Consider the following 26,610-nt stretch of genomic DNA (forward strand, 5'->3'; position numbering starts at 1 on the left):
CGCTGTGGACGACAGCGTCGGTTATGTCTCCATAATGGGGGGCCGCACATCCCGACGGCTATTGCAAAAAGAGTACTTCCGTCTCCAAACGGCGTGCATTATGTGCACTTTTGTGGACTTCAGCAGGTTTGTACGCAAAAAACAGCCTGCCCGGTTCAGGGCAGACTGCTTTAAGGGGGTAAGAGCCTTTATGGTTTCGCCTCGAGCCAAATATCCAGCTGCCGCTGCTGCTCTTCGCGAACTTTATCGATGCCGGCTTTGCGGAGCAAATCCAAATATAGCGGGTAATACTGGTCGGGATCGAGCGTGCCGGAATTCAAGCCGATGGCGTATTCCTTCTCCAACGCGTGGATATTGGCGCTTTCCGTTTTATAGGCTTCGATGTCCGGATGAAACCCGTACAACGAGTCGACCTCGGCGCTCAAGTTCAATTCCTGAGTCTGTTCCCACGTGTCCGCGGGCTGGCCTTCCTGCAAATAACCGTTCATCACATTGCCGAACACCCAGTTCGCATTCGGCGCGTAACCGCTCTGCCCGTCAACCCGGATCGTGTTCTCCCCGATCTTCTTGTAGTGCTTATCCTCGATTCCGAAGCTCAACAAGTTAAAGATCCGGCTGTCGGTGTTGACAAGCTCAAGCAATTCCATCGCCTTCTCGGGATGCCTCGACGTACGGCTGATCGCGTTCGTCGTCGGCGTCACGCCGTCAAACCTCGGTTTGTACATCGGGATATAAATCACCTCGTTGCCGCCGTTCTTCCAATACTCTTCCGCTTCCCCGCCGGGTTTCATGACGTCGAACAGCACAACCATGTTGCCCTGACCGCGCAGTCTCGAGAAATCCTTGACCACCGCAATGTCTCTTTGAATGTAACCTTTCAAATACCAGCTTCTCGCGAGCTGCAAGTAGTTACGGTACTCCGGCGTATCGACCGGCATGATGACGCGGTTCGGATCCTCCTTGTAGTGGGCGACGCCGTTCTCCTCGGCAAAGCTCGGCGCGGCCGATATGCCGTAGCACGGCGGACACCAGAACTGGGTGGAGCCAAACGGGATTTTGTCCGGCTCGTTCTGTTTGATCAGCTTCAGGAAGGGTTCGATATCCTCAATCGTCTTGATCGCGGCAGGGTCAAGACCGTATTTGTCCGCATATTTCTTCTGCACGGCGAAGCCGTAGTAATGGGCGGCAATTTGATAATTGGGCACCGTGTAGATTTTGTTTTTCACTTTCACGTCTTTCCACGCGAAGTCCGGCAAGGAGGCTTTAAGCGTAGGGGCGACCGTCTCAAGCAAGTCGTCGATAGCGAGAAAAGCGCCTTTCTCCGCGTTGATTCGGTAATTCAGTATCCAGTTGGACGTCCAGACGATATCGAATTCGTCCGAAGCCGCAATCATCGTATTCAGCTTCTGCTCGTAACTGTTCCAGTCGACTCCCTTCAACCTGATCTTCGCGTGGATGAGCGGCTCCACGATTCGATTGAGCTCGGCCTCCACCAAATGCAAGTCGGGCCATTGACCTGACGGGAAATACCAGGTCAGCTCCACTCCTTCGTCCGCAGCCGCGTTTCCGTTCGGCTGCGAAGCCCCGCCGCGCGAACAGGCTCCGAGCATCAAGACAACACATAAGAAGATAGCCGCGACATTCATTCTGCGCATCCGACACCCTCCGCTATATGGTTATGATATCCTACGGCAGTACAACGCCTTTCAAATAGTTCGGCGGCTTCCGCTCAAGCGTCTCGAACGCGGCTTGAACGTCCTCCAGCTTAAATCTGTGGCTGTATAATCCGTCCATCCGGAATGTGCCTCGCTCAAGCAGGCGAACGGCCCGGCGCAGGTCATCCATGCCGTCGAGGGAATAGCCGGGATGCAGGCCGCGGATCTCGACCGCCTTGCCGACGACCGCGCCGACGTCAAACGAAGCGCTGGTCCGCTCGTAAGAGCTCATCAGCGCAAGCCTGCCCCGGCCCTCGCGCAAATAGCCGATTGCGGTATTCAGCAAGTCTGCGTTGCCCGTCCCTTCGATGACGAAGTCCGCCAGCCGACCGCGCCCGATGTCGCGAATCGCCTCCTCCACGTTCGATGTCCGTGGATTGAGCGTATGCGTCGCGCCGTACTTGCGGGCAAGCGCCAGCTTCGCGTCATCCACGTCCACCGCGATCAGCGCGGACAACAGTCCGCCGGACAGCGCTTGAACGCACCATAGACCCATCGGCCCGCAGCCAAGCACGACGCCAACGTCGCCTGCCTCGGGCGCCGCTCCTCGCAATACCGTAAGAATACATTTCAGCGGTTCTCCGATCGCATGCATCGGATCGACGCTCGCCCCGACTTTCACGCAGCACGCTGCATCCGCGACAATATAGTCGGCGAACCCTTCCAGTTGCGGTCCCGTCGCCCGATTCGCCGGCAAGCCGGTGACGGTGTCTCCGGCGGCGAAGCCCGTGACGCCTCGTCCAATCTCGGCGACCGTCCCCGCCCATTCGTGACCGAGCGTCTGCGGGCGGCCCTCGCCGATACGCCCCTTCCAATGGTTCAGCTCCCAGTTGCATAGACCGCACACGGCGATCCGCACCAGCAACTGGCCTTCCCCCAGTGTCAAATCCGCTTCGACAAGCTCGAACCGCCTCGGCTCGACGAGCAATGCTCTGCGCGTCTTCATCCTGTCATCTTCCCCCCTCTGCAAAGTAGAATATCGTCTGTATTCTAGGGCGTGTATGCAAACCCGCTCAGGGGCATCTATCACCGCCTTTTCGCCCCCTGCTGCGTCACTTTTGCTTGACGTACCCCCGGTACGCCTTCACAAAAGTTCCTTGCATGGAACGAAAATTCGGCAACATCTGCTATCTTCGGAGTATGCATACACGCCCTAGCTCTAGCTTTTAATGGAACCCAGTGTCAACCCTTTGACGAAATACTTCTGGAAAAAAGGAAAGATAACCATCATCGGACCCCCTGCAAGCAGCGCTATCGTCATTCTCGCCGATAAAACGGGAAACGAAGCTGCGTTATCAAACGAGATTCCAGAAATAAAAACAGTGGAAGTCTGCAAAAAATGACTGTTGGCCATCATCCTGACCAGCAGCAGCTGCAAAGGGAAAAGACGATCGTTCTCGATGAACAGCACGGCATTCAGCCATTCGTTCCAATAAACGATGGAAACGAGCAGCGTCAGCGTCACAAGCGCCGGGGCGCTCAACGGGACAATCAAGTTGAAGAAGATGCGGTATTCCCTCGCCCCGTCCATCTTCGCCGACTCGATGATCTCCATCGGCAGTGTCCGCAGAAACGTTCTGAGAATCAAGACATGCAACGGATGAACCAACGTCGGGAGCAAAATCATCGCCCATACCGTGTCTTTCAGATGAAGCGTCTGCGCCATCAGCATATAATAAGGCACAAGCCCGCCGCTGAACAGCAACGTAAAGAAGATGAGAAACGTCGTCTGCCGATTATACGCGTAATCCCGACGCGACAAGACATAAGCAATCATGGCCGTAGTAAGCAAACTCAGCAGCGTGCCGACTACGGTTACGAGAATCGTGACCCCGTAAGCTCTGAACAGCAACGCCGGGGACTGGACAACATATCGATACGCCGTAAAATCGAAGCTGTCCGGCCACAGCCGGTAGCCGTACTTGGCAATGGAGGCTTCGTCGGTCATCGAAATCATGATCACGAGAACGAATGGAATCAACATGCCCAGCGTAACGGCAATGAAAAACAGATGAATCAGCATCTTGGGGTAATCCAGCTTCCTGTGCATGGCCAAAGCTCCTACCAAAGCGAATGATCGGCGCTGAATTTCCGAACCGCATAATTGGCGAACAACACGAAAAACAGTCCGCCTACGGATTGATACAATCCGACCGCCGTCGCCATGCCGATCTCCCCGAGCTTGCGCAGCGCATGATAAGCGTACGTATCGATAACGTCCGTCGTCGAATAGAGGAACGGAGAGTCGTTCGGAATAAAATAATGCAGACCGAAATTGCCGCGAAACAATCCGCCCACGCCAATGATCAGCAGCACCGCCGCAAGCGGCATAAGCAACGGAAATGTAATTCGGCTCGCCATCTGCCATCTTGAGGCTCCGTCGATCCGCGCGGCTTCCTGATATTCGCTTTCAATCCCCATGATGCCGCTATAGAAGATCAGCACGTGGAACCCGATCGTCTTCCACAAGTACACCGCATTCAAGATGAAGGGCCAAACGGCAGGCACCAAGTACCAATCCACCGGCTCTACTGCAAGCAGCCTCAGCACCCCGTTCAAGTATCCCTCGTGATGATTCAAGAACGCATCCGTCACATAACTAACGAGAACCCAGGACAGGAAGAAAGGAAGCAGCATTGCCGTTTGGTACGTTTTGGCGGCCCGTCGGGCCACTTCGTTCAGCATGATGGCGAAAACCAATGCGAAAGCCAGGGCGCCGAGCAGGTACCCGGCGCCGTACATCAGAGTATTTCTTGTAGTAAGAAAAGCCTGATCGGATACGAAAAAAAACTTGAAATTATCAAAGCCAACCCACTTGCTCCCGAAGATGCCCAAGTCGAATCTGAAATTTTTGAATGCCAGCACAAGCCCGAACAACGGGATATACGCAAATACGATCAAATACGTTACCGCCGGTAAGGATAACGCGAACAGTTCCTTGTTTTTTTGGAACACGGTCCATCTCTTCTTCGCGAAACGTCCCACTCCCGCCCATCTTCCGGTTCCCGGCCGATGCTTCGCCACTAGCGTTCCCTCGCCTTCAGGACACTCGCTCTAAGGCAACACCTTTTTGAGACGGTAGTCTTTAGGCGTCGTGCCGAATTTCTTTTTGAACAGCTTGAAGTAGTAACTCGGATTGGAATAACCGACCTGCTCCATAATGTCCATGATGCTGTCGTTTTTCGTTCGCAGAAGCTCCAAGGATTTGTTCAGCCTCACCTCGTTGATATATTCCGCAATCGAGATGGAAGCCGATTTCTTGAATATACGTCCAATGTACACAGGCGACATCTTCAGCATGGACGCGATGCCTTGCAGACTCAGATTCGTATCCCTGTAATCCCTTTCAATAATCGCTTTGATCGTGTCGTGGAGAATCTGGTTTTTGTCCTCGTTCACGTTCGACTGCGCCTCGGATATTTGTTCGAGCAGATCGGCGAACATCGATTTGATGTCGTCCATATCCTCTTCCTGCAGCGCCTCTTGCATGAAGGTGTTCAAATCCACGGGAATATACTGCAGCTTGTTGGCATTCATTTCCTTCAGCGTATTTTTGATAACGACGAATAACACATGGATCGCCTGCACCGTGTTGTCGTAATTGAAGCCGCTCACGAAATCCAGAATTTTGCCGCAATGGGCAGCGGATTCGGCAAGATGATTCGCCTTAATGCTCTCGACCAGCTTCTTCTCCAAGTCCGGCGGAATTTGCGATTGTTCGTTTTGAAGATTCGACGCCAGCTGCTTCGGCACGATCACCGACAGCCTGCCGTAATTCAAGCGGTACATCGAATACTGGAGCGTCAGGTTGTAATGTTTGGAGATATCCCGGTAGACGGCGATCGGATCGCTGAGCGTCCCGGACAGCGGGATTTTATAATATTGCAGGAACACTTCCTGGACGTTGCGGATAAGCTTGACGGCTGTCTCCTGCGCCTCGAAGGTTTGATTTCCGATGCCGATCAGCAGCGCCAGCCGGTCATTCCCCATGTCCACGATCTCGCACGGGAAGGTCCCGGACACAATCTCGCGGCTAATATTGGCGATGGCGAACTTGATCATGCTCTGCTCGGTGTAGCTGGCCATCTCCGCAAACTTCCTGTATTGTCCGATTCGGAGCAATCCGATCAGCAGATGGCCCGTGAAATCGATAGGGAAGCCGATATCCGCAAGCTCGGTCTTAAGCCTGTCTTCATCGGGAAAAGAATGGCTGTCCGTGACAAGTCTTTTCAAATAATATTGCCTCACCAAGTCGACCTGCTCGCTCTGTTCCTTCCGCAGGCTGGCGTACTCCTCGGTCATCTGGCGGTAAACGCGGGAGATATAAGCAAATTCGCCGTCTTCGCCCGGATCGTTCTCCCCGGTCCGGAACGTTTGCGTCTGGCGCACCAAACTTTGCACCGGCTTGTACAGCTTGTAGGATACGAACCAGAACAGCAGGGCAGCCAGCACCAGAAATACGAGCGTTACGATAATCGAAGTAAGTCTGAGCTGATCTACTTTGCCCAGTATGGCCTCGTAAGGCTGCACCTGCACGATGATCCAGTCGTTCACGTCGGCGTTCAGAAAGCTGATCAAATATTGTTTGTCCGAGTCGATGACATAGTTCCTCTGCTTGGCTTGCGTCAGATGCAGATTGGCGTAGATCATGTTTTTCAGCTTTTCTTTGTCCGGCGAATCGATGCGGAGATCCGAAGCCACGATCGCCTGATCCCGATCCAAAATGACGATATGCCCGTTCTGGTTCGCATCCACCTGATTAAGCGTCTGGAGGTTGCCGATCAGCCAGTCCGGACTGACATTCAAGATAAGCGCGCTTTCGTTCTCGTTGTACGGACCTAACGTATCGTACATAAAGAAAGAGAAAATATCGACTTGACCTTCCGGCGACGAATCGCTGCGAACCGGAATCAACTCCATCTTCCTTACCTTGGCCGCCTCCGTCGTTACGAACTTCCTCATTCTGTCCAGGAGAACGCCGTCGTTAAAGCGAATGTTCATGTTGCCGCCCGCGTAGTAGGCATTCAGGTTGGCGTTGTACAGAACGATGGAATGGACGAACGATGATGAGCCGACGATGCGATCGAGCGTCAACTGGTTGCTGATGATCTCGAACATGTTTTCATTTTGACTCGTGAGTCTCGGCTGAATGTCCATGTTGTAATAAATCGAGGCAGCCAAATTTTTAATGATTTCATTCATGCTGTTCAAATTATAATGAATTTGCGACATGACCTTCTGGTTGGCATTCCTGTTCATATCCAGCGCAGTTTTTTCCGCGTTGTAGGACAGCACAAAAGAACTGATCGTCAGCACGAGCAGCATTGCCCCGGTCGTCATCATCAGCATCTGCAACAAGTATTTCCTGGAAACGCCGTATTTTCCTTTCTGCTTCATGAAAACCCGGCCTCCCCCCTGTTGTCATGTTAAGCAGCAGCAGCTACAGCCCCCTCCCTCGGCGGGCGGTGTGGTCCCGACACCCTCATTATAGGTACTGTCCCGCCATTTATATAGATACACTTTTTATACTTTTGTCTTCTTTTTTATACCGATAATCAATACATCCGTGTTGAATGGACACTTTCTAAGAAGAGTGTGCTCTTCCACCGCCAACACCGTCGGTTGAAGCACATTTCTGCTGGTAAGATCAATCATGATGAAATGATATTCTCCCGAATTGACCTTCAATTTGACATCCTGGCTATAAGGCACATAAATCGCGATAAGCGCGCGATCCGCATCCGCAGCCATTCGAATATCTTCATATTCGGAGAGGAGAAGCTCATTTGCAGGGTTGAGTTCCGCCAATCGATGGGAAGTATAAAGCCATTGCGAATAGGAGGCGTCCCAGGCTCCCGGCATGCGGAGCGCATACCGCCAATCAAACGGCATCTTCGACCAGCTCTCGCTCGTGAAGTCTGCACCTTCTTTGTGCCACCCCCACACACCGTGAGCGCCATAAGCGAATCCCGCTTTGGCCCCGCTCAACACGCTCTGCCAGAAAGCCTTGCGGATGTCGAACGCTTCAAAGCGGCCATAGCGGTTGCCGTGTCCATGACCCTCATAGGGTGGCTCCGAGTTGATAATCGGCCGCTTGATCGGCTTGTTCAAAAATTGCTCCGCAAGCAAGTAATTGTCCTGTTGGCTCTCCAATACATGTCCCGCCTGATAGACATAGAGATCAAGATGCTCGGATTCGATAATCCGCTGCGGCAATTCATGAAAATGACCGATCACATGCATTGCGGCAAGCGCATGCGGAGAGAGCGCTTTCAAGGCAGTTAGAGAAATCATGAAATACTCCACGATCTCTTCATTTTCAAATTTGGTATCCCCGCTGACAAAATAGATGGGGTGATAGGAGGCAAAGCGGCGGACCACATACTCGGTATAAGGCCGAACAGCATCCATCGGCATGGAATACTCGGGCACTTGGGAGTTTGCCCACGTCCCCGGAACATAGTTGTTCCAGAGGATGACAAGTACAGGAACGAAACCCATTTGACAAGCCATGGCCACCATCTGCTCCGCTTGATCGAAGAATGCGTCATTTATACGATGGAAATCCCAGTGCCCCTTTTCATCCGGATGAAAAGGGGACAAACCTGTATATGTACCGCTGGCATCATGCAGCACAGGGAGTATGCTGATTTGGAGCGCATTGAAGTTCTGCAGCCGCCGATATTCCAAATATTCCTTCCATTCCTCCACCACAGCGTTGGAAAACACGCTCCAGACGGTATCCGCAAAATAGAAGAACGGCTTGCCGTCCCGGGTAAGACCGTCGTTGGTTTCGTTTAATTGTACGGGAGATACCATAAACGACTTCACCTCATCACGATTAGATTGGCTCTTCATTTCAATATCGGTTCACCCATATGCATATGTAACTTTGAAATTCAGTATATAGCTAAAAATCTGTCAATCCGTGCATTAAAATATATAAGTTATCCTCTTTTCTATAGAAAAGCCGAGCGGAAATCAGGAGGGGATACCTGGGTTTCGCTCGGCTTGCAGTCAAACTTTATAAGCTTTGGGGCCCCAGTTCGATGTGTCCAACTGAATATGCTTCCCTGCTACTGACTGAATTTTTGAATTGGTGTTATAATGTTATTAGGATATTCCTTAAAGGGGTTGAATGCTTTGGCTGTTTCCAAAAGTGATCTTAATCAATTAATTCAACAGTTGTCTGAAGACGACCTTCCAATAGCTGCTGATTTCCTAAAGAGCTTGGTTAATAAATCCGATCGGCATATTCCATGGGACGATGAACCAACAACTGAAGATGATCTCAAAGCTATTAAAGAAGCTAAAGAATCGTTTGCCCGTGGCGAAGGTATTAAACTAAAGGATGTTTTAAATGATCTACTCAATTGAAATTGATAAGGATGCCTTAAAATATCTTCAGAAGTTAGAACGACCTTTACGGATTAGAATTACAAATGCCTTGCAAGTTCTTCTAGAAAATCCCTTCCATTCGGAACTTGATATCAAAAGATTAAAAGGAACAGAAAGTGAATTCAGATTGAGGGTTGGCTCTCATAGAGTCATTTATTCTGTTGAAAATCAAAAACTGATGATATATGTAATCAAGATTGGCTCGCGCGGTGATGTCTACAAACACTAGTTCAATTCTTAACAGAATTGGACTTTTTTATTTGTACTGTATACCACGTTCATGCTAATCCATCCAGTCACGCTTGACGACAGGGTTGGATATAATCAGAGGAAATAATGGAGGAAAAGCCGCGCGAAAATCAGGAGTGGATACCTGAAAATCGCTCGGCTTGCGTCAAACTTTAATTGCGGAGTGGCCCATTAACCACTCACTCCACCGTAACACTCTTAGCCAAATTCCGCGGCTTATCTACGTCGTGCCCCAACGCGAGGGATGCGTAGTAGGACAGAAGCTGCAGCGGAATGACCGATAGGGCCGGAGTCAGCAAAGGCAGCGTGCGCGGGATCGCGAACTGGCGATCGACCGACTTGGCGACTTCCTGCTCCTGGCCTTCGTTGACGATGCCGAGGACGTGGGCGCCGCGCGCTTTCGTTTCTTTAATGTTGCTAAGCATTTTTTCGTACAGGTCCTCCTGCGTGAGAAGCGCGATGACCGGAGTGCCTTCCTCGATCAACGCCAGCGTGCCATGCTTGAGCTCTCCCGCCGCGTAGGCTTCGGAATGGATGTACGAAATTTCCTTCAGCTTCAGCGAGCCTTCCATCGCCACCGCGTAGTCGACGCCGCGTCCGATGAAGAACAGGCTGCTGTGATGCGAGATCGATTCCGCCACTTCCTTGATCACTTCGGCCTGAGCAAGAAGTTTCTCGACCTGCTCCGGCAGAGACTGCATTGCGGCAAGCACCTGGGCGACAGCGGCCTCATCCCGCGTGCCGACTGTCTGGGCCCAGTATAGTCCGAACAGGAAGAAAGCGATCAACTGAGACGAGTACGCTTTGGTGGAAGCGACGGCGATCTCCGGTCCTGCGAGCGTAATGATCACGTCATCGGCTTCGCGGGCGACCGAGCTGCCCACGACGTTCGTAATTGCCAGCACCCGAGCCCCGCAGCGCTGAGCTTCACGAAGCGCGGCCAGCGTATCGGCCGTCTCGCCGGATTGGCTGACGACGATGACGAGCGTGTCGGGCGTAATGATCGGCGAACGATAGCGATACTCCGAAGCGACGTCCGTCTCGACTGGCACGCGCACGAGCGATTCGATGACGTTTTTGCCGACGAGTCCGGCATGAAGCGCTGTACCGCAAGCGACGATATGCACGCGGTTGATGCCCTTCAACTGCTCGGCCGTCATTTTCAACTCGGACAGCTCCACGGAACGACCGTCGTCGCTGATCCGGCCCAGCATCGTGTCGCGGTAGGCTTTCGGCTGCTCATGAATTTCCTTCAGCATGAAGTGGTCGAAGCCGGCTTTCTCCGCCGTCATCAGGTCCCAATCCACGTGGAAGATTTCCTTCGAGATGAAGTTCCCCTCGATCGTCAGCAATTCCACCGCATCGCGGGTCAGCACGGCCATCTCGCCGTCGTTCAGAATGTAGATGTCGCGCGTATGCTCGAGAATCGCCGGAATGTCCGACGCGATATACTTCTCCCCGTCGCCGACTCCGATGATGAGCGGACTGGCGTAACGCACCGCGACCAGCCGATCCGGTTCGTACTCGGTCAGCACGCCGAGCGCGAATGCGCCTCTCATTTTCTTGACCGCGCGCTGAACGGCCTTCACGATATCCCCGTCGTACTCGACGGAGATCAGGTGCGAGATGACCTCCGTGTCCGTCTCCGACAGAAAACGATGTCCCGCCTGCACAAGCTCTTCTTTAAGTTCCAAGTAGTTTTCAATAATGCCGTTATGAACGACGGAAAATTTCAACGAATTATCCGTATGCGGATGGGAGTTGACGTCCGACGGTTTGCCATGAGTCGCCCAGCGCGTATGCCCGATGCCAACCGTTCCACGCAGTGGATCTCCACTCAGTCGGCTCTCCAAGTTAGCCAAGCGGCCTACCGTCTTCGTCACTTCCAAGCCTTGCTCCGTCTGCACGGCGATGCCGGCGGAGTCGTATCCCCGGTACTCCAGCTTCTTAAGCCCTTCGATCAAAATGGGCTGCGACTCTCTATATCCAATATATCCAACGATTCCGCACATAATTATATAAGCCTCCGTTTATAGGGTTCTCGACACTGTCCGAGTTCCCGCAACCGGGCCGAATGAGCAGCACATGCCGTATTCCAAGCAAAAACGCCTTTGGCGTCCTCCAGACGCAAAATCGAGTTTTTGTCGAAGGTGTTTCAGAAAAGTATAGCGAATTTAATACTTCCTGAAATCACCAAGCAAAAACGCCTTTAGCGTCTCCGATTCAGAGAATCGCGTTTTTGTCGGAGACGATTCTGGTAAGGAGAGCGGACTCTCATCCACAACAATCGTAAATAAAGGGGCCCTCTCTCCCCCGTCTTCCCACGTCATGCCCCTCAAAGCGACCGGTTACAGGCCGCCGGGCAGGTCTGGTTCGTTCCGCGATCGTGGTACTATCAACATCGTGCCGGAATTTTGTTCGCCCGGTTGCCCTGAGCGTTTTGAGTTCCGGCTGTCGGCTCCGATGGTGAGCCGGGAGGTCCCCGCCGAACGTTTCGAACACCTCCACCTCGTCAACTTGCGTCCGCATGGCTCTCCGCCGAAGTTTGCCGCTCGGATCAGCTTTCCCGTCCCTGATCTTTGCCCTTCCGCGTCTCCCCATCTTTCAACAAGTTCTGGCGCTTTTGTTGCCGATTCCCCTCTACCCTGCCCTTCCATTCCAGAATCTATTCCTATATCTTATTCGTTTTACAGGGATGATGCAACTTGGGTGCAATTATTTCCTTGGAAATGACGTTTTTCTACATTTTCCCTAGCAATGGACCGGCATCCAGGAATACCGGTCCATTGCCTTTTCATCTATCTGCGCTTCAGTTGGCCTCTACGATCTGCCATTGCTGGTTATAGCCGCCGTTGTCCGTCCAGGAGATGACGTTTGCGCCGTTATCCAGCGAGCCGCCGGAGACGTCGATCAGATCGACCGTCTGTCGGTTTTTCAATTTATAAAATCCGCCGCCCGCGTCGATCAGCTGCCAGTGCTGACTCGTCCAGCCGCCGTCGGTCCATTGTTCGATAACCGTCCCGTCGGTCGAATCTCCGCTTTCCGGTCCAAGCACAAGTCCGCTGTTGACGTTCTGGATCTTATAGTACCCGCTGCCCGCATCGACGAACCGCCAACGCTCGCTCGGCCAATTGCCGTCGTCCCACTGTTCCGCATCTGCGCCTTGAGTTGTCGAGCTGTCCCTTATGTTCAGAACTTTCCCGCTTTTGCGATTCACAAGCTCATAAGAGACGTTCGGGTCCACCGCGAAGGGAACGCCCGTTATGCTGCCCGTTCCCGTGTCGATGTTCAGTTTAGGATACCAGCTCATAGCAAGCGTCGTCGAAGTCGGGAATGTAAGCGGAAGCCAGACGTATTTGGACTCGTTCACCGGACGCGACCACGCTCCTGCCCACCTGTCGCCCATATACAGATAAGAGGTCGTTGACGAACCGGACACCTCGACAACAGCCGTGGACTGGGATTCGAACGTCCTTGAGTCCCCGACATTCGACAATGCGCTCCAAGTTCCCTCGATACTGCTGGCCGTCGCGTATTTCGCCTGGTTCGGCGCCCATCCGGTAGCGCCTGACGTAATCAGGAAGTACGTCGAGCCTCTCTTGAAAAGGGCGGGAGCTTCGCGATAGCTTCCAGGCCATAACGTCTGTATGAGCGACTCGACCCCGAGGAAATCGGAAGTCAGCCGGTAAATGTTCAAATCCGCATTGACTCTCGTAGCGGAGATCAGGTAAGCCGTACCGTTGTCGTTATAGACGGTCATATCTCTCGAGTCGTATCCCAGCGGGCGGAAGCTGCCGTGATACGTATACGGCCCCTCGATGTTCGACGCCGACGCGACGGCGACGCGCGCTTCCCCGTAATCGACGCCGTTTTCCTTATGCGCCCATAGAACGTATTTGCCGGTGGAAGAGTTGTAGAGCAGCTTCGGCCGTTCGATGTTGGCGGTCTCTAGCTCGGCGGCCGACGTTTTGGACAGCAGATGGGCGCGGAATTCCCAGTTTTTCAGATCGGTGGAACGATACAGGGATACATAGTTCGTCCCGTCCCGATTTTCTCCCGCCCAATAGTAGTAGCTTCCGACCTTGATCATCCCGCCGCCATGGGCATGCAGCGGATTGCCCGACGTATCTTTGAAGAGAATACCGTTCAGCAGACTTACTTGTGCCGCACCCGCTTTGCCCGACAACGCGTCGAGCCCTAGAGAAACAATAAGCAGCCACGATAACGCCACCATGAACGCGCTTCTGACGAGAACCGTTTTACTGAGCGGACTACTCATTACGATACCTCCTTGAACAGTAGGATTTTGGATAAACCAATGTAATCGCTTACTTTTTCTTGGACGCGATTCCACCTCCTCTCTGCTTTCACTTTATCAACACCAACTCGGAGCGCCAATTGAACGATTGGAGCATTTGTGAAAAATTCGGACAAACCGCTATGAACGATTTTGACGTAGGTATAATTATTTGCGATGAAAAAACCTGAGGCATCTATATAGGCCTCAGGTTTCCTATTGCGGGTATTGCGCTTGCATATTACGAATTCTTGAACCGCTCGCAGCGATTACGCCAGCTCCGTCTTCACAACGTCCACGATCGAAGCGACATAGCGCTCAATCTCCTCCCGCTCCGGCCCTTCGGCCATGACGCGGATAAGCGCCTCCGTGCCGGAAGGACGCACGAGCACGCGCCCGTTGTCGCCGAGCGCCTCTTCCGCAGCCGTCACGGCCGCAGCGATCGCTTGGTTGCCCGGATAGCGGGATTTGTCCGCCACCCGTACGTTCACGAGCACTTGCGGATACTTGCGCATCATCCGCTTGAGCTCGCCGAGCTTCTTACCGGATGCGACGATCGTATCGAGCAGCTGCAGTCCCGTCAGAATGCCGTCGCCTGTCGTGCTGTGGTCGAGGAAAATGACGTGCCCGGACTGTTCGCCGCCCAGGTTGTATCCGCCGTTGACCATCTCTTCCATCACGTAACGGTCGCCGACCGCCGTCTTGGCCGTATTCAGCCCGAGCTTCTCCGCCGCTTTGAAAAATCCGATGTTCGCCATTACCGTCGTCACGATCGTATCCTTCGCCAGCTTGCCCGCGCGTCTCATCGCGTCGCCGCAAATGCACAGAATGTAGTCGCCGTCGGCCTCTTCGCCGTTCTCGTCGATCGCGATCAGCCGATCCGCGTCTCCGTCGAACGCCAAGCCGAGATCGGCTCCGTGTTCCTTCACCTTCGCGGCCAGCATCTCGGGATGCGTCGAGCCGACGCCTTCGTTGATGTTCAAGCCATTCGGCTCCGCTCCGTAGGCGATTACTTCCGCCCCTAAAGCGCGGAAGATTTCAGGCGCCAGCTCGTAGGCCGCCCCGTGAGCGCAGTCCAGCACCAGCTTCACGCCGGCGAAGGAATGACTTACCGTGGACTTCAAGTAGTCGATATACAGACTCTTGGCGCCTTTATCGGACGTCACCGAGCCGATGTCTCCGCCGATCGGTCTTGGCAGCGTATCTTCCGCCGCATCCATGAGCCGCTCGATCTCCGCCTCGGTCTCGTCCAGCAGCTTGTAGCCGTCGCCGCCGAAAAACTTGATTCCGTTATCCGCCACCGGATTATGCGAAGCGGAGATCATGACGCCCGCGTCCGCTCCCATCGTTCGGGTCAAATAAGCGACCGCCGGCGTGCTGACCACGCCGAGCCTTACGACGTCCGCGCCGATGGACAGCAGTCCTGCCGTCAAAGCGCTCTCCAGCATTTGCCCCGAGATGCGGGTGTCCATGCCGATCAACACTTTCGGGCGCTTGACCTTGCCCGCGAGCACGACGCCTCCGCAACGACCGATCCGATAAGCCAATTCCGGCGTTAACTCCTGATTCGCGACCCCGCGCACGCCGTCCGTTCCAAAATATTTCCCCATATCCCGATACCTGCTCCTTCTATTTCTGTTGTTGCCTGAGCCCGCGGTTCTTTTCTCTATCTCGCGCTACACCGCCGGCTCCTGCGTTTCGCCGCTCTCCGGCGGAGGACTGCCGCTTTCTTCCGGCGCTCCCTCTCCCGGAGGCTCCTCCCCTTCCGTGGAGGTCTCGAGCGCCGCCTCGTCGATAATCTCGACGGTAATGCTGTTCGTTCCGCCCACCTGCTCCATAAACCTCTCCAGACTGACGACGAGAGGCAGCGTATAGATGCCCGGCCCTCTTCCGCTGAGATCGACGATAACGTCGACGTCCCCCGGTTTCAGCCGGTCCAGCGTCTGCGGAGCGCCTTGAATCGTAATGTCCGCCTTGCCCGTCGCCGGATCGAGGATGTTGACGATCAACCCTTCGCCCAGCCCTCTCAGCTCGATCGGAAGCCCTTCGAGCTTCCGGGTCGTCGACAGCAGCACCTCGATCTGAATGTCGATCGCTGCCGGCGAAATCTCGATCAGCGGAGGCGTTACTTTGAGAGGCACGGAAATCTTCCCGGAATTCCGCACGTCGCCGAGCGGAATCTCCACCTCGATGAACTCGATTTTATCCAGCGCGTCTTGCGGTCCGTATACCGTCACCTGTTCCACGTCCGGCTTGAAGGAGGCGACGCCAAGTCCCGACTGCACGCGTCCGACCATTTTGAACTGCAGCGGCACCGTCTTGAACGGATTCGTAATCGGCACTTCGACCTCGAGCACCGCCGGATCGATAATCGCGCCTTCGATCGGCTTGCCTTGCTTGTCGTACACGGCCAGTTTGACGCTCTTGCTCTTGATCGTTTCTTTCTCCCCGTCGATCTCGATCGTCGCCCCGACGCTCTCCGCCTCGGCCAGTTGGCTCTTCGGCAGCGTCACGTGAACACGATTGCCCGGCTTCACGATCGGCGTTCCGACCTTATAGCCTTTCGCGGGGTTTCCTTTCGTCTGAATCGCCACTTCGAACTCCTTGGTCTGAAGCGCCTCGATGCTGACGACTACCGTGGACGGCGAGATCAGCACCGAAGTAATGCCTTTGGGCATATTCTCTTCTAGTGGCAGTGTATGCTGCCCTTCGCCCACCGTTCTCAGATCGACCCGAATCCGGTAATCCTTCGTCTGGGCCACCCGAAGATCGCTCTTCGTCCCCCTGACCGTCAAGTTGACCTTGAGCGGCTCCATGCCGTTCAGAACGAAGTTCCTCTCATCCAGCCCGTAAGGCTGCACGGTGACTCCTTCGATGACTTTCGTATCGTACAGCGACGCGACGTTGTTCGGAGAAGAGTCTTCCGGATCGAAATGCACGACCGCCCACATCAGAATGCCGAGAGCGAGCGCGACGAATTTGGCGATCGTAGGATGGTTTAACCATTTATCCACGTTTGCCACCTTCTTTCCGCTTCCAGAAGGCCCAATCTGTGCTCTTCGACTTGAATTGCGGGCGAAGCTCGTCGAACAGCTTGGAGATCAGCGATTCTTCCTTGATGTCCCGCACGATCTGCCCGTTCATCGCCAGCGAGATCTGCCCCGTCTCCTCCGAGACGGTCACGGAGATCGCGTCGCACACCTCGGTAATGCCGATGGCGGCCCGATGGCGAGTCCCCAATTCCTTGCTGATAAAAGGGTTCTCCGACAGCGGCAAATAACAGCCTGCGGCCATAATTAACCCGCCCCGTATGATGACGGCTCCGTCGTGAAGCGGCGTATTCGGAACGAACACGTTGCTGAGCAGCTCCGAGCTGAGCTTCGACTCCATCTTGATGCCCGACTCGATGTAATCGTTCAGACCGGTATTTCTCTCGAACACGATTAATGCCCCGATTTTTCGACGCGCCAAATAATTAACCGACTTAACGACCTCGTTCACCCGGTGGCTAACGTCCTGCTCCTCGGGCGAAGAACGCTGGAACAGCTTGTTTCTCCCGATCTGCTCGAGCGCTCTTCTCAGTTCCGGCTGGAAAATAATCAGCACGGTGACGACCCCGAAGGTAAACATTTGGTTCATCAGCCATTTGAGCGTATATAGGTTAAGCAGGTTGCTTAACGCCCAGACGAGCACCAGCAGGAATATCCCCTGCAGCAGCTGTACCGCCCGCGTCCCCCGCACCATCATAAGCACTTTGTAAATAATGTAACTGACGATCAGCACATCGACGATGTCTTTGATCGAATTTTTTAGTGTCAGCCCGGCAAAATAGTCCAAGACGCGACCCCCCGTCCCGGCGCTGGATTAGTTGCGACGAATCATGTCGAAATAGCGCATAAGCCCTAACCATATTTATCTTCTCTACTATTGCCCAGAAATCCTGTCATTTACGCAAAAAAAACCTCCCCGACATCGGAGAGGCTCCTAATTGCCCGGTCTGCGGTCATAAAAGACGTTGTGTCGGATGCCGTCGAACCCTTGCTACGAGCCGTAAGCGAGCGTTCCGAAGAACGAGCTCACCTTGTACCAGAACCAGTCGACGGCGCGATCGATCGTCTTGATCTCTCCTGCGATATGAGCCGTCGACGCCAGCGGCGTCAAGTGGCCGTCGATCACGGTCAGATTGCCGTCAAGATCGCCGAGCACCTGAACGTCTCCGTTCACGACCGTCAAATCTCCGGATACTTTTTGTCCTGCAGGCACGATCACCTTTTTCCCCTCAATGACGACATGCTCCAGATCCGGCCCGGATACCGAAAACTCCTGGCTCTGATTCCACATCGACACGAAGCTGGACAGCATCACGACCAGGAAGATGGCCGCGGCGGATACCGCCGGATGGCGGCGAACCCAGGAAGTCCACGCCGCAGGCCGTCTCGAGCTGGGCAATGCTTTCATAATCCGGTCTCCGAGCTCTCTCGGAGCCTTCTCTATAGGCTGAGCCTTGGCCAGCGCATCCGTGCGCTCCAACGCTTCATAACGGGAACAGCACTGGGGACATTCACGCAGATGCTGCTGCAACTGTAGGATATCCTCGCGCGCCAGTTCTCCGTCCAAATAATCATGCATGTACATGACGGCGACGTTGCATTTCATATCAGCCATCCCTTTCCTCGGCGGGTTCCCCTCACCCGCATTCGATGCTTCTATACTGTACGTGCGGTTAAGCGACACGGTTTCACCTATTTTGTAGAGGAAGTCCAAAAAGTCCGCTTTTGATCACGAAGCTTATTCGGAAGAAGCGGATTCGGCTTCGAATCGCCTCAAAGCTTATGCTCCAGCTTTTTCCGCAAAAACTCGCGGCCTCTGTGAACCCTCGTCTTAACGGTCGTCACCGGCATGTCGAGAACATCCGAAATTTCCTGAAGGGACAAGTCCTGCAGATAACGCAAAATCATCACCGATTTATATTTGATCGGCAACGTCGCGATCGACTCTTGAATCAGCCGCTGCGTCTCCGACAGCAGCAGCTCGCTTTCCGGCGTCCGATCGTCGCTCGGCAGCATCGCGTAGCCGTCCAACCCTTCATGGTCGGACGATTCCGCGTCCAGCGAATAGACCGCCCTTCTCTTCCTCAGCCGGTCGATGCATAGATTCGTGGCGATCCGGTAAATCCAAGTCGAGAACTTCTGGTTCTCGTCGTACCGGTCCAAATTTTTGTACACGCGAAGGAAGGTTTCCTGCACGACGTCTTCCGCCTCTTGACGGTTGCCCGTCATTCGGAAGGCCAGATGATACAGCTTGTCCTTGTACATGTCAACGATCTCCGCGAATGCCCGCTGGTCTCCCTTCAGGGCCAAGCGCGCTAATCGCGTCTCAACTGGCTTCAATGTTGCGACTCACCTTCTTTCCCGTCCGCAGCCTGCCGGGGCTTGCGTTGCGCTGCCATGATGCCTGCGAGAATGAGTATTACACCTAACCCCTGCCAAGCGGTCAGAGGCTCCCCGAGAAGGAAATAGGCCGCTATGACGGCAGCGGGAAGCTCCATCGAACCGAGCAGCGCCGCCAGCCCTCCTCCGAGCCGGGGAATTCCGTAATTAAAACAAATAAAGGGAAACGCGGTTCCGAGAAATCCGAGCAGCAGCCCCCAGCCGAGCAGCGAATATCCGTAATGTTCGACAGTCAGAGCAGGGAGGTGCGCCAGCAGAACAAAAGCGAGGGAAGCGGTCGACATGACCGCGGACTTCGCGATCGGGTCCAGATTCTCAGGAAGACGACCCGAGAAGAAGAAAAACAAACTGTAAGTAAAGGCGGACAGAAGCCCGAAGAAGACGCCCAAGCCATCCAGGCCGCTTAAATCTTGTTCCAGCAGCCCGACCGCCAGCACCGTGCCAAGCACGATGAACAGCACGGCCGCCTGCTCGCTTCGCTTCGGACGGCGCCGCGCGCGAATGCTTTCTAGCAGAATCGTAATCCACGTAAACTGAAAAAGCAAGACGATTCCCAATGAAGCGTCCAAACGCGACAAAGCTTCGTTGTAAAAAATCGTCGTCAGCGACATGCCCGCGACTCCGATCGCAGCCAGCTTCGCCCATGCCCGCCACGTGGCGGCCAGCGAATAGGAGCTCTCTCGCCGCCGGACGACGGCCAGCAGCGCCCATAGCATCACTGTGCCCGTCAATACCTGCATGAACGTTAGACCGTTCACTCCCCAACCGTCCCGCAGCGCCAGCTTGAACACCGCGGCCAGCAGGCCGTAGCTTGCCGCTCCCGCCAGCACGAGCACAATCGCGAGAACGGGCTTTCTAGACTCGTCCATTGCCGACCAACTTTCCTCCGAAAGTCGCAAAAGGGCCCGGGGTTCTGCCCAGGCCCTTCTTCTGCTTATGAATCAGCCCGTATTGCGGAGCCCAGCGGCTATGCCGTTAATCGTAAGCAGCACTTCGCGCAACAGCTCCGCATCGTCTTCGTTCTGAGCGCGCAGGCTTCTGAGTTCGGTCAGAAGCTGAACCTGCAAGTAGCTCAGCGGATCGACGTAAGGGTTGCGCAGCCGAATCGACTCCTGGATGACCGGAACGTTATCCAGAATCTCGTCTTGGCCGGTAATATTCAAAATCATTTCTTGAGTTTTCGCGTATTCTTCCTCGATCTGCGAGAAAATGCGGTCCTTGATCGCGGCGTCTTCGATCATTCCCGCGTATTGCCGGGCGATCATCAGATCCGCCTTGCCAAGCGCCATCTGCAGATTGTCGATCAGCGACTTGAAGAAAGAATATTCGCGGTACATCGTCCGCAGCGTCTCCAGCCGCGCCGGATCGCCGTTCACGAACTTCGAGAACGCCGTTCCCGCAGCATACCAGGCCGGCAGCAAATACCGGCTTTGCGTCCAGGCGAACACCCACGGAATCGCGCGCAGATCTTCGAATCGGTCGCTGCCTTTGCGCTTGGAAGGGCGCGAGCCGATGTTCAGCTCTCCCACTTCCGGAAGCGGAGTCGATTCCTTGAAGAAGGTCATGAAGTCCGGATCGCGGAAAATCAGGTCCTGGTACTTCGTCTGAGCGTCGACGGAAATGTCGCGCATGATCTCTTCCCACTCCGACTCGGTCGAACGCTCCTGCGCCGGATTGCGGGACAGGTACGCCGCCGTGATCAGAGCGCCCGTAGCCTGCTCCAGACTGCGGTAGGCGATTCCCTTCATCGCGTAGCGGGAGGACAGCACCTCGCCCTGCTCCGTGATCTTGATGCCTCCGCCGATCGTATGAGGCGGCTGCGCCAGAATACTGCGGTTCAGCGGCATGCCTCCGCGGCCCAGAGCGCCTCCGCGGCCGTGGAAAAACTTCAGGCGGACGTTATGCGACTTGCCCATCCGGGTGAGCTCGTTCAGCGCGACTCGCAGCTCCCAGTTCGCCGTCACCATGCCTCCGTCTTTGTTGCTGTCCGAGTAACCGAGCATGATCTCATGCAGGTCGCCCATCGCGGCTACGCTCTGACGGTACACCGGCAGCTTGAACAGCGTATCCATGATCTGCGGGGCGGCGTGCAGGTCGTCGATCGTCTCGAACAGCGGCGCCGCTTGCAGCGTACAGAAGACGTTGCCGTTCTCGTCGCGGCCGAACAGTCCCGCTTCCTTCGCGAACACCATCACTTCCAGAATATCGCTGGCGGCTTCCGACATGCTGATCAGATAACTCGTGATGCAGCCCGTGCCGAATTCTTGCTGCGCCTTGTAGATCGTCTTATATACGTCCAGACATTCTTGACTGGACTCGCTAAGCTGGATTCCGTCCTGGAGCAGCTGCTTGTCGCCGCTAAGCAGACCGTGAAGCAGATCGATCTTCTCCTGCTCCGCCAGCTCCGCATAAGCGCTTGCCACGCCAGCCTTGGCCAGCAGTTCCGTCATCGCGTTCTCGTGCTCCTTGCTGTGCTGACGAACGTCCAGCGCGGCCAGATGGAACCCGAACAGCTCGACTTGGCGGATCAGCTTCTTCAGATGCGTATTCGCTACGTAATCCGCATAGTGGTGACGAAGACTGCGGTCGATAATCTCGATGTCCGCCTTGAAATCTTCGACGGAACCGTAACGCTGCTTCGTGCCTTCGAACTGCTCTTCCCTCATGTTCTTCAGCTTCTGCAGCATGTATCTCAGCTTGACGCGGTACGGCTCCTTGTCGTTCGTCCACGGTTCGATCGTACGCAGCTCGACGTTCTCGCCGTCTTGCTTGATCGAAGCCAGCAGCTCATCCGACACGTTCACGATCGTCGTGCTGAAGCTGAGATGGCGAGCCAGCTCGCGAAGGTTGTTTTCGTACTTGTGGATCGCAAGGTTTCGCTGCATCTTCAACGTCTGCCACGTCACATCGGCCGTCACCGAAGGATTGCCGTCGCGGTCGCCGCCGATCCAAGATCCGAAACGCAGATAGGCGGGAACGTGCCACTGCTCTTCCGGATAATACTTGGTCAGACAGCGCTCCAGCTCCTCGTATACGTTAGGCAGAACCTCGAACAGCGTCTCGTGGAAGTAGTACATGCCGTTGCGCACCTCGTCGAGGACGGTCGGCTTGCGATCCCGCAACTCGTCCGTCTGCCACAAGGTCAGCACTTCGTTCAACAGCTTCTCGCGAAGCTTCTCCCTCTCGCGGTACGTCAGCGTCGGATTGTCCAGCTCCATCACTTCGTCCGCGATCCGCTTGTGGATGTCCAGCACGTCTCTGCGAGTGGCTTCCGTCGGGTGGGCCGTCATGACCAGCTCCAGCGATATGCCGTCCAGCATCTGGCGCACCTCGTCCACCGGCAGGTTCTTCTCCTTCAGACGCTGCACGACGCTCTCGATCGACCCCGGCTGAACCGACTCGCCCGCTGAACGCTCGTAATCGCGCTTGCGGCGAATACGATGATTCTGCTCCGCGATGTTCACGAGCTGGAAATAGATCGCGAACGCGCGAATGACCTGGTGGCGGATTCCCGGCTCCAAGCCTCCTACATTCTGAATAAATCCTTCGTACAGTTCCGGCAAATACTCCGCGCGCAGCGCTTTGCTCATTTCCCGTATTTTCTCGACATGTTCCAGCAGCTCCCGACCACCCTGATGCACGAGCACTTCTCCCAGAATGTTGCCTAGAAAGCGCACGTCTCTACGCAGCAGATGATTGGAAGGAGAACGTTGACTTACTGTCGTTTCCGTCATCTCACTCACCCCAAACCTTGCTTCTCGAAATTTAGAATGTCAAACCGCCCTATAGGACGGGAATTGCCGACGCTCCGAGCGATCGCATTTGAAAACAAGCCTTGCCAAGCAAAACGCCTTCGGCGTCCTCTTGACGCAGAATCGCGTTTTGTCGGAGGTGATTCAGAAAAGTATAGCGAATTTATTGCTTTCTGAATCATCAAGCTCATTGTTCACCGATCGTTCACCAAAAGCTCTAACCTTTATCATACTACATTGGTCGGCGAAAATCTCCTTTTAATTCATCATTTCGCGTTAAATATCGGTCTTGGGCATAAAAAAAGCCCCTCCAGCGCGGAGAAGCGGAAATGCGGTGTATGTGATCCGTCTCTTCGTCTTACTCCTCCCGGAGATCCCGGCGCAGCCGTTCCCGGTATTCCTGAGGCGTTACGCCGAACTGCCTGCGAAACACCTTTATGAAATAATTGGCATTCATATAACCGGTCATGCAGCCGATTTCATAGATCTTGACGTCCGAGCTGCCCAGCAATTGAGCCGCCCGCTCCATCCGCAGACGGGTCAGGTATTCGCTGATGCCCTCGCCCGTTTCCTTCTTGTAGATTTTGGACAGATGGGTCGGATGCATGTACACGTAATCGGCCATCCTCTGCAGCGACAGATCCTCGGACAGCCGCTCCGCGATGAACTGCTGAAGCCGGACGATCGCCTCCGAACGTCCTCCCGCCCTCTCGTCGCCTTCCTTCCGAAGCCGCTCAAGCGTCTCCGCTATCCAGCCCTTCAGTCTTGTCGAGGTCCACAGCAAGGCCGTATCCGCGTTCTGCCCGGCGCCCGCGTCCAGAAATTCCGCCAACCGCCGTCCGCGCTTATGAAGATGCGTACACAAAGCGGCGGCGAACGTCAAATAAACCTCCGTCAGTTGCTCGGTCCGGGAGCCGTCCGAAGCTTCGGCATGCTCCAGAGCCAGGCTCAGCTTGCTCCCGATCGCATCCCAATCGCCGATTTCGAACAGATGCCTGAGCAGCGGCGGTTCATGCAGGCAGCTCAAATAGCCGGGAGCGGCGGTTCTCGCCTCGTCGGCCTTGACGAGAAACTGTCCCTGGGGCGAGCCGCCGTCGCGGATCGCCGCCAGTGTCCGCTCGTACATGTCCGCCACCCGCGAGGGAAATTCCCCAATCGCGCTCCTGTAGACGGTAACGTTCGCCTTTAGAAATTGCTCCGAGTGCTTATGGAACAAAACCGCGCAGCGCTCCGCGTCCCGGATCGCAAGCTCGGCCGAGGCAGCCTCCGCTCGTTCCAGAGGCTTGACGAGAAACACGAGATGTCCGTGGGCGTCCCGGCAGCGCCAGAAATGGAAATCGTCGGAGAACGTTTCCTCCGCGATATTTTCCAGCCCGTACGCCAGCAAGGCGGCATCGCTGCGGTCCGCCGGAACGGCGTTCTGCTCCGTCCTCGCCAGGAGCAGAACGCAAGAATCCCCCTTGCGGTAAGGCAGCCCGAACCAGGCCAGCTTCTCTGCCAGCTCGGACTCGGCCATTCGGAAGCCCGCGATCAGATCGGTCAGCAGCTTCGCTTTCAACTCCGGCTCGTACGCGCGCAGCGTGCGCATCGCCCGCTGGGCGGAAGCGATCTCCTCCCATTCCCGGCGCAGCTGCTCCATCGCTTTTGCGACTGCGGCCTCCAGCGTCTCCTTGCGTACCGGCTTTAGCAAATAATCGGTCGCCTGCCCTTGAAGCGCCTCCTTGGCGTAATCGAAATCCGCATAACCGGTAAGCATGATCACCTTCGTTCGTTTCCATCTTTCCTTGATCGCCCGCAGCAGCGAAATTCCGTCTCGGTCCGGCATCCGGATGTCGGTCAGGACGATGCCGATGGGGGCGTCCGCCAGCTTCCGCAGCGCCTCCTCGGCGGAGTAAGCGACATGGACCGCTCCGATTCCCAGCGCCTCGCAAGGAAGCAGCGCCGCAATGCCGTTCGCAATCTGCGCTTCGTCGTCAACGACCAGCACGTGGATCATCCGTCCGCGCCTCCGTTTCTACGGGATAGGGAATGCGCATCCCGATGCGAAATCCGCCCTCCGGCGGCCGTTCGAAACTCATCCCTGCGGACGAGCCGTACACGAGCTGCAGCCGCTGCTGCACGTTATACATCCCGTACCCCCCGTCCCCGGACAGAGAGCCGTCCAGGCCGGCGGTCAACGCTTGCAGCTCCTTGCCGGACATGCCCGGACCGCTGTCGGCAATGTACAGAGCCAGCTCGCCCGGGCCGATCTCCCCGCGTACAGACACGAAGCCGGGCCGGGAGTACGGCTCGATCCCGTGCACGACGGCGTTTTCCACCAGCGGCTGCAGCAGCAGCCGGGGGAACGGCAAGTTCAGCGCCCGCTCCGGAACGTCGATCCGGTACTCGAGCCGCGGGAGCCTGATCTTCTGAATTTCCAAATAATTCGCGACCAGAGCCAATTCCTCCGCCAGCGTCGCATTCGGATTGTCCGCTCTTGTCGTATAGCGGTAATAATCGCTCAGGTTGTGCGACATCGCTGCAACGCCCTCCGTGTTGCCCATCTCGGCCATATGAATGATATGCGAGAAGCAGTTGTACAGAAAATGCGGATTGATCTGCGATTGCAGCTGCTTCACGCGCGCGTCCTTCGTTCGGATTCGCTCCTCGTATACGCGCTCGATCAATTCCTGGATCTGCTCGGCCATCTGATTGAAGCGGTTGTAGAGGAAGGTGAACTCGGAGCTGGCGCGGTCGTGGATACGGGCACCGTAGTGGCCCAGCCGGATTTGCTGGACGCCTTCAACCAGCCTTCTGATCGGCACTCTGACATGCCGGTAGAGCAAGATGGCCGCCAAGGCGGCCGTCACCAGCATCAGGGCCGACACCAGGTAAAACAGCCCTCTCTGACGGGCGATCGGAGCCAGCGACTCGTTCAGAGGGACGTAATCGATCAAGTAGCCGCGCAAAGTCTCGGAATATAAGAAGGTGGAGAGAACGCTGCTGCCGTCCTCCAACGTCTGGACGACGGAGCCGCTGTTCCCGGGAACGGACGCCTGAAGCTTAAACGCCACCTCCTTCGCCTGCTGAGGGGAAGAATGCCGGTTGCCGATGACGATTTCCTCCTCCGGCAGCCAGATGAACGGATTGCCGGAGCTGCCGGCCTTGTATTGATCCAGCAAGCTCTGCAGGCTGAGACCCGAGAATGTCGTCTCCACCGCCAACGTCGCATTGCGGATATCGCCGCTTCTAGGCCGGGTGTCCGCCATGCGCCGCACGAACGCCCAGGTGCTCGGCTGGGAAGGCTCTCCCTTGAAGCGCCAGGAGGTCAAATCCCCGTCGTCCCAGTCCGACTTGTCGAAGCCGCTCTTGCCGTCGCTTGACACCACCGCGTCCAGCATCGGCGCGTAAAGCGCGATCCGGTTCGTCCAGGGGCTCGTAATGCTGAGCAGCAGCAGCTTGTTTTCCAACTCCGCCCAGAGGCGGCTTCGCTCGTAAGGATCTTCGGTAAATCGTGCGGCGTATTTCTGGGCCTCAATGTCCCGTACGAGCGTAAGCATATTGGCGTTCAACTGGTAGATTTGCGCGTCCATCTGACTGAGCAGGAAGCTCAGCTTGTGAACGTTCGAGCTCTTGATCTCTTTTTCCACGACGGCGATTCCGGTTTGATTGGAGTAAAACAGCAGCAGGAGCATCGGCAGCAGCAGTGAGATAATAACCGCCAGCATGTTGCGAAAAATATCCCGTTGAATTTGCACGCTCTGTTCCTC

Annotated in this window: 19 protein-coding genes; 2 read left to right on the plus strand and 17 right to left on the minus strand. The window is 55.4% G+C overall.

What is annotated here, in order from left to right; translation table 11 throughout:
* Nucleotides 1–188: 188 nt before the first annotated feature.
* The 6 genes from B0G52_RS11990 to B0G52_RS12015 form a co-directional block, all read right to left on the minus strand.
* Nucleotides 189–1,655 (minus strand): ABC transporter substrate-binding protein, encoded by a 1,467-nt coding sequence (locus tag B0G52_RS11990; protein ID WP_094044467.1) that lies wholly within the window; start codon nt 1,653–1,655, stop codon nt 189–191.
* A 31-nt stretch (nt 1,656–1,686) separates the two neighbouring features.
* Complete coding sequence (locus tag B0G52_RS11995) at nt 1,687–2,661, minus strand: zinc-dependent alcohol dehydrogenase (protein WP_094044469.1); 975 nt, start codon at nt 2,659–2,661, stop codon at nt 1,687–1,689.
* Nucleotides 2,662–2,874: 213 nt separating this feature from the next.
* Entirely contained in the window at nt 2,875–3,765 is an 891-nt protein-coding gene (locus B0G52_RS12000) for a carbohydrate ABC transporter permease (RefSeq protein WP_094044471.1), read from the minus strand.
* 11 nt (nt 3,766–3,776) lie between these two features.
* Nucleotides 3,777–4,739 carry an ABC transporter permease gene (locus B0G52_RS12005; protein ID WP_233162612.1) on the minus strand — a complete coding sequence of 321 codons (963 nt, stop codon included), beginning with the start codon at nt 4,737–4,739 and terminating at the stop codon, nt 3,777–3,779.
* Nucleotides 4,740–4,769: 30 nt separating this feature from the next.
* Complete coding sequence (locus B0G52_RS12010) at nt 4,770–7,112, minus strand: AraC family transcriptional regulator (protein WP_094044473.1); 2,343 nt, start codon at nt 7,110–7,112, stop codon at nt 4,770–4,772.
* A 126-nt stretch (nt 7,113–7,238) separates the two neighbouring features.
* Complete coding sequence (locus B0G52_RS12015) at nt 7,239–8,573, minus strand: glycoside hydrolase family 140 protein (protein ID WP_094044475.1); 1,335 nt, start codon at nt 8,571–8,573, stop codon at nt 7,239–7,241.
* Between the two features lie 285 nt (nt 8,574–8,858).
* Between B0G52_RS12015 and B0G52_RS35255 the strand changes: the two genes are divergently transcribed.
* Both B0G52_RS35255 and B0G52_RS12020 read left to right on the plus strand, forming a co-directional pair.
* Nucleotides 8,859–9,092, plus strand: a complete 234-nt coding sequence (locus B0G52_RS35255; protein WP_143762553.1) for a hypothetical protein — start codon at nt 8,859–8,861, stop codon at nt 9,090–9,092.
* Nucleotides 9,076–9,342 carry a type II toxin-antitoxin system RelE family toxin gene (locus B0G52_RS12020; protein WP_198960636.1) on the plus strand — a complete coding sequence of 89 codons (267 nt, stop codon included), beginning with the start codon at nt 9,076–9,078 and terminating at the stop codon, nt 9,340–9,342. Before B0G52_RS35255 ends, B0G52_RS12020 begins: the two co-directional genes overlap by 17 nt.
* Before the next feature lie 199 nt (nt 9,343–9,541).
* Here the strand turns inward: B0G52_RS12020 and glmS are convergent, their stop codons facing one another.
* The 11 genes from glmS to B0G52_RS12075 all read right to left on the minus strand — a co-directional run bounded on the left by glmS (nt 9,542) and on the right by B0G52_RS12075 (nt 26,598).
* A complete protein-coding gene (gene glmS / locus B0G52_RS12025; RefSeq protein WP_094044477.1) occupies nt 9,542–11,374 on the minus strand; it encodes a glutamine--fructose-6-phosphate transaminase (isomerizing) in 1,833 nt (610 codons plus the stop codon).
* Between the two features lie 797 nt (nt 11,375–12,171).
* Entirely contained in the window at nt 12,172–13,596 is a 1,425-nt protein-coding gene (locus B0G52_RS12030) for an RICIN domain-containing protein (RefSeq protein ID WP_094044571.1), read from the minus strand.
* Nucleotides 13,597–13,928: 332 nt separating this feature from the next.
* Nucleotides 13,929–15,269 (minus strand): phosphoglucosamine mutase, encoded by a 1,341-nt coding sequence (gene glmM / locus B0G52_RS12035; RefSeq protein WP_094044479.1) that lies wholly within the window; start codon nt 15,267–15,269, stop codon nt 13,929–13,931.
* A gap of 66 nt (nt 15,270–15,335) precedes the next feature.
* Entirely contained in the window at nt 15,336–16,673 is a 1,338-nt protein-coding gene (locus B0G52_RS12040; protein WP_094044481.1) for a CdaR family protein, read from the minus strand.
* Complete coding sequence (gene cdaA, locus B0G52_RS12045; protein ID WP_094044483.1) at nt 16,666–17,496, minus strand: diadenylate cyclase CdaA; 831 nt, start codon at nt 17,494–17,496, stop codon at nt 16,666–16,668. The genes B0G52_RS12040 and cdaA overlap by 8 nt, the downstream gene beginning before the upstream one ends.
* A gap of 204 nt (nt 17,497–17,700) precedes the next feature.
* Nucleotides 17,701–18,315, minus strand: coding sequence for a zf-HC2 domain-containing protein (locus B0G52_RS12050; protein WP_094044485.1), 615 nt, complete (start codon nt 18,313–18,315; stop codon nt 17,701–17,703).
* Nucleotides 18,316–18,482: 167 nt separating this feature from the next.
* On the minus strand, nt 18,483–19,049 hold the full coding sequence (gene sigW, locus B0G52_RS12055; protein ID WP_094044487.1) for an RNA polymerase sigma factor SigW: 567 nt from the start codon (nt 19,047–19,049) through the stop codon (nt 18,483–18,485).
* Nucleotides 19,046–19,978: an EamA family transporter gene (locus B0G52_RS12060; RefSeq protein ID WP_094044489.1), complete on the minus strand. Its 933-nt coding sequence runs from the start codon at nt 19,976–19,978 to the stop codon at nt 19,046–19,048. The genes sigW and B0G52_RS12060 overlap by 4 nt, the downstream gene beginning before the upstream one ends.
* Nucleotides 19,979–20,050: 72 nt before the next feature.
* On the minus strand, nt 20,051–22,843 hold the full coding sequence (gene ppc / locus B0G52_RS12065) for a phosphoenolpyruvate carboxylase (RefSeq protein ID WP_094044491.1): 2,793 nt from the start codon (nt 22,841–22,843) through the stop codon (nt 20,051–20,053).
* Nucleotides 22,844–23,219: 376 nt separating this feature from the next.
* On the minus strand, nt 23,220–24,857 hold the full coding sequence (locus tag B0G52_RS12070; protein ID WP_094044493.1) for a response regulator: 1,638 nt from the start codon (nt 24,855–24,857) through the stop codon (nt 23,220–23,222).
* On the minus strand, nt 24,835–26,598 hold the full coding sequence (locus B0G52_RS12075) for a sensor histidine kinase (protein WP_094044495.1): 1,764 nt from the start codon (nt 26,596–26,598) through the stop codon (nt 24,835–24,837). The genes B0G52_RS12070 and B0G52_RS12075 overlap by 23 nt, the downstream gene beginning before the upstream one ends.
* Between the last annotated feature and the right edge of the window lie 12 nt (nt 26,599–26,610).

The organism is Cohnella sp. SGD-V74 (genome assembly GCF_003001675.1).
Classification (GTDB): Bacteria; Bacillota; Bacilli; order Paenibacillales; family Paenibacillaceae; genus Cohnella.

What these genes read in the sequence shown, in the direction of transcription:
- B0G52_RS12010 (WP_094044473.1), bottom strand. Translation starts at nt 7,112, where the DNA reads ATGAAGCAGAAAGGAAAATACGGCGTTTCCAGGAAATACTTGTTGCAG.
- B0G52_RS11995 (WP_094044469.1), bottom strand. Translation starts at nt 2,661, where the DNA reads ATGAAGACGCGCAGAGCATTGCTCGTCGAGCCGAGGCGGTTCGAGCTT.
- B0G52_RS12000 (WP_094044471.1), bottom strand. Translation starts at nt 3,765, where the DNA reads ATGCACAGGAAGCTGGATTACCCCAAGATGCTGATTCATCTGTTTTTC.
- B0G52_RS12050 (WP_094044485.1), bottom strand. Translation starts at nt 18,315, where the DNA reads ATGAAATGCAACGTCGCCGTCATGTACATGCATGATTATTTGGACGGA.
- B0G52_RS12030 (WP_094044571.1), bottom strand. Translation starts at nt 13,596, where the DNA reads ATGGTGGCGTTATCGTGGCTGCTTATTGTTTCTCTAGGGCTCGACGCG.
- B0G52_RS12020 (WP_198960636.1), top strand. Translation starts at nt 9,076, where the DNA reads ATGATCTACTCAATTGAAATTGATAAGGATGCCTTAAAATATCTTCAG.
- glmM (WP_094044479.1), bottom strand. Translation starts at nt 15,269, where the DNA reads ATGGGGAAATATTTTGGAACGGACGGCGTGCGCGGGGTCGCGAATCAG.
- B0G52_RS12070 (WP_094044493.1), bottom strand. Translation starts at nt 24,857, where the DNA reads ATGATCCACGTGCTGGTCGTTGACGACGAAGCGCAGATTGCGAACGGC.
- B0G52_RS11990 (WP_094044467.1), bottom strand. Translation starts at nt 1,655, where the DNA reads ATGCGCAGAATGAATGTCGCGGCTATCTTCTTATGTGTTGTCTTGATG.
- glmS (WP_094044477.1), bottom strand. Translation starts at nt 11,374, where the DNA reads ATGTGCGGAATCGTTGGATATATTGGATATAGAGAGTCGCAGCCCATT.
- B0G52_RS12060 (WP_094044489.1), bottom strand. Translation starts at nt 19,978, where the DNA reads ATGGACGAGTCTAGAAAGCCCGTTCTCGCGATTGTGCTCGTGCTGGCG.
- ppc (WP_094044491.1), bottom strand. Translation starts at nt 22,843, where the DNA reads ATGACGGAAACGACAGTAAGTCAACGTTCTCCTTCCAATCATCTGCTG.
- B0G52_RS12015 (WP_094044475.1), bottom strand. Translation starts at nt 8,573, where the DNA reads ATGAAGAGCCAATCTAATCGTGATGAGGTGAAGTCGTTTATGGTATCT.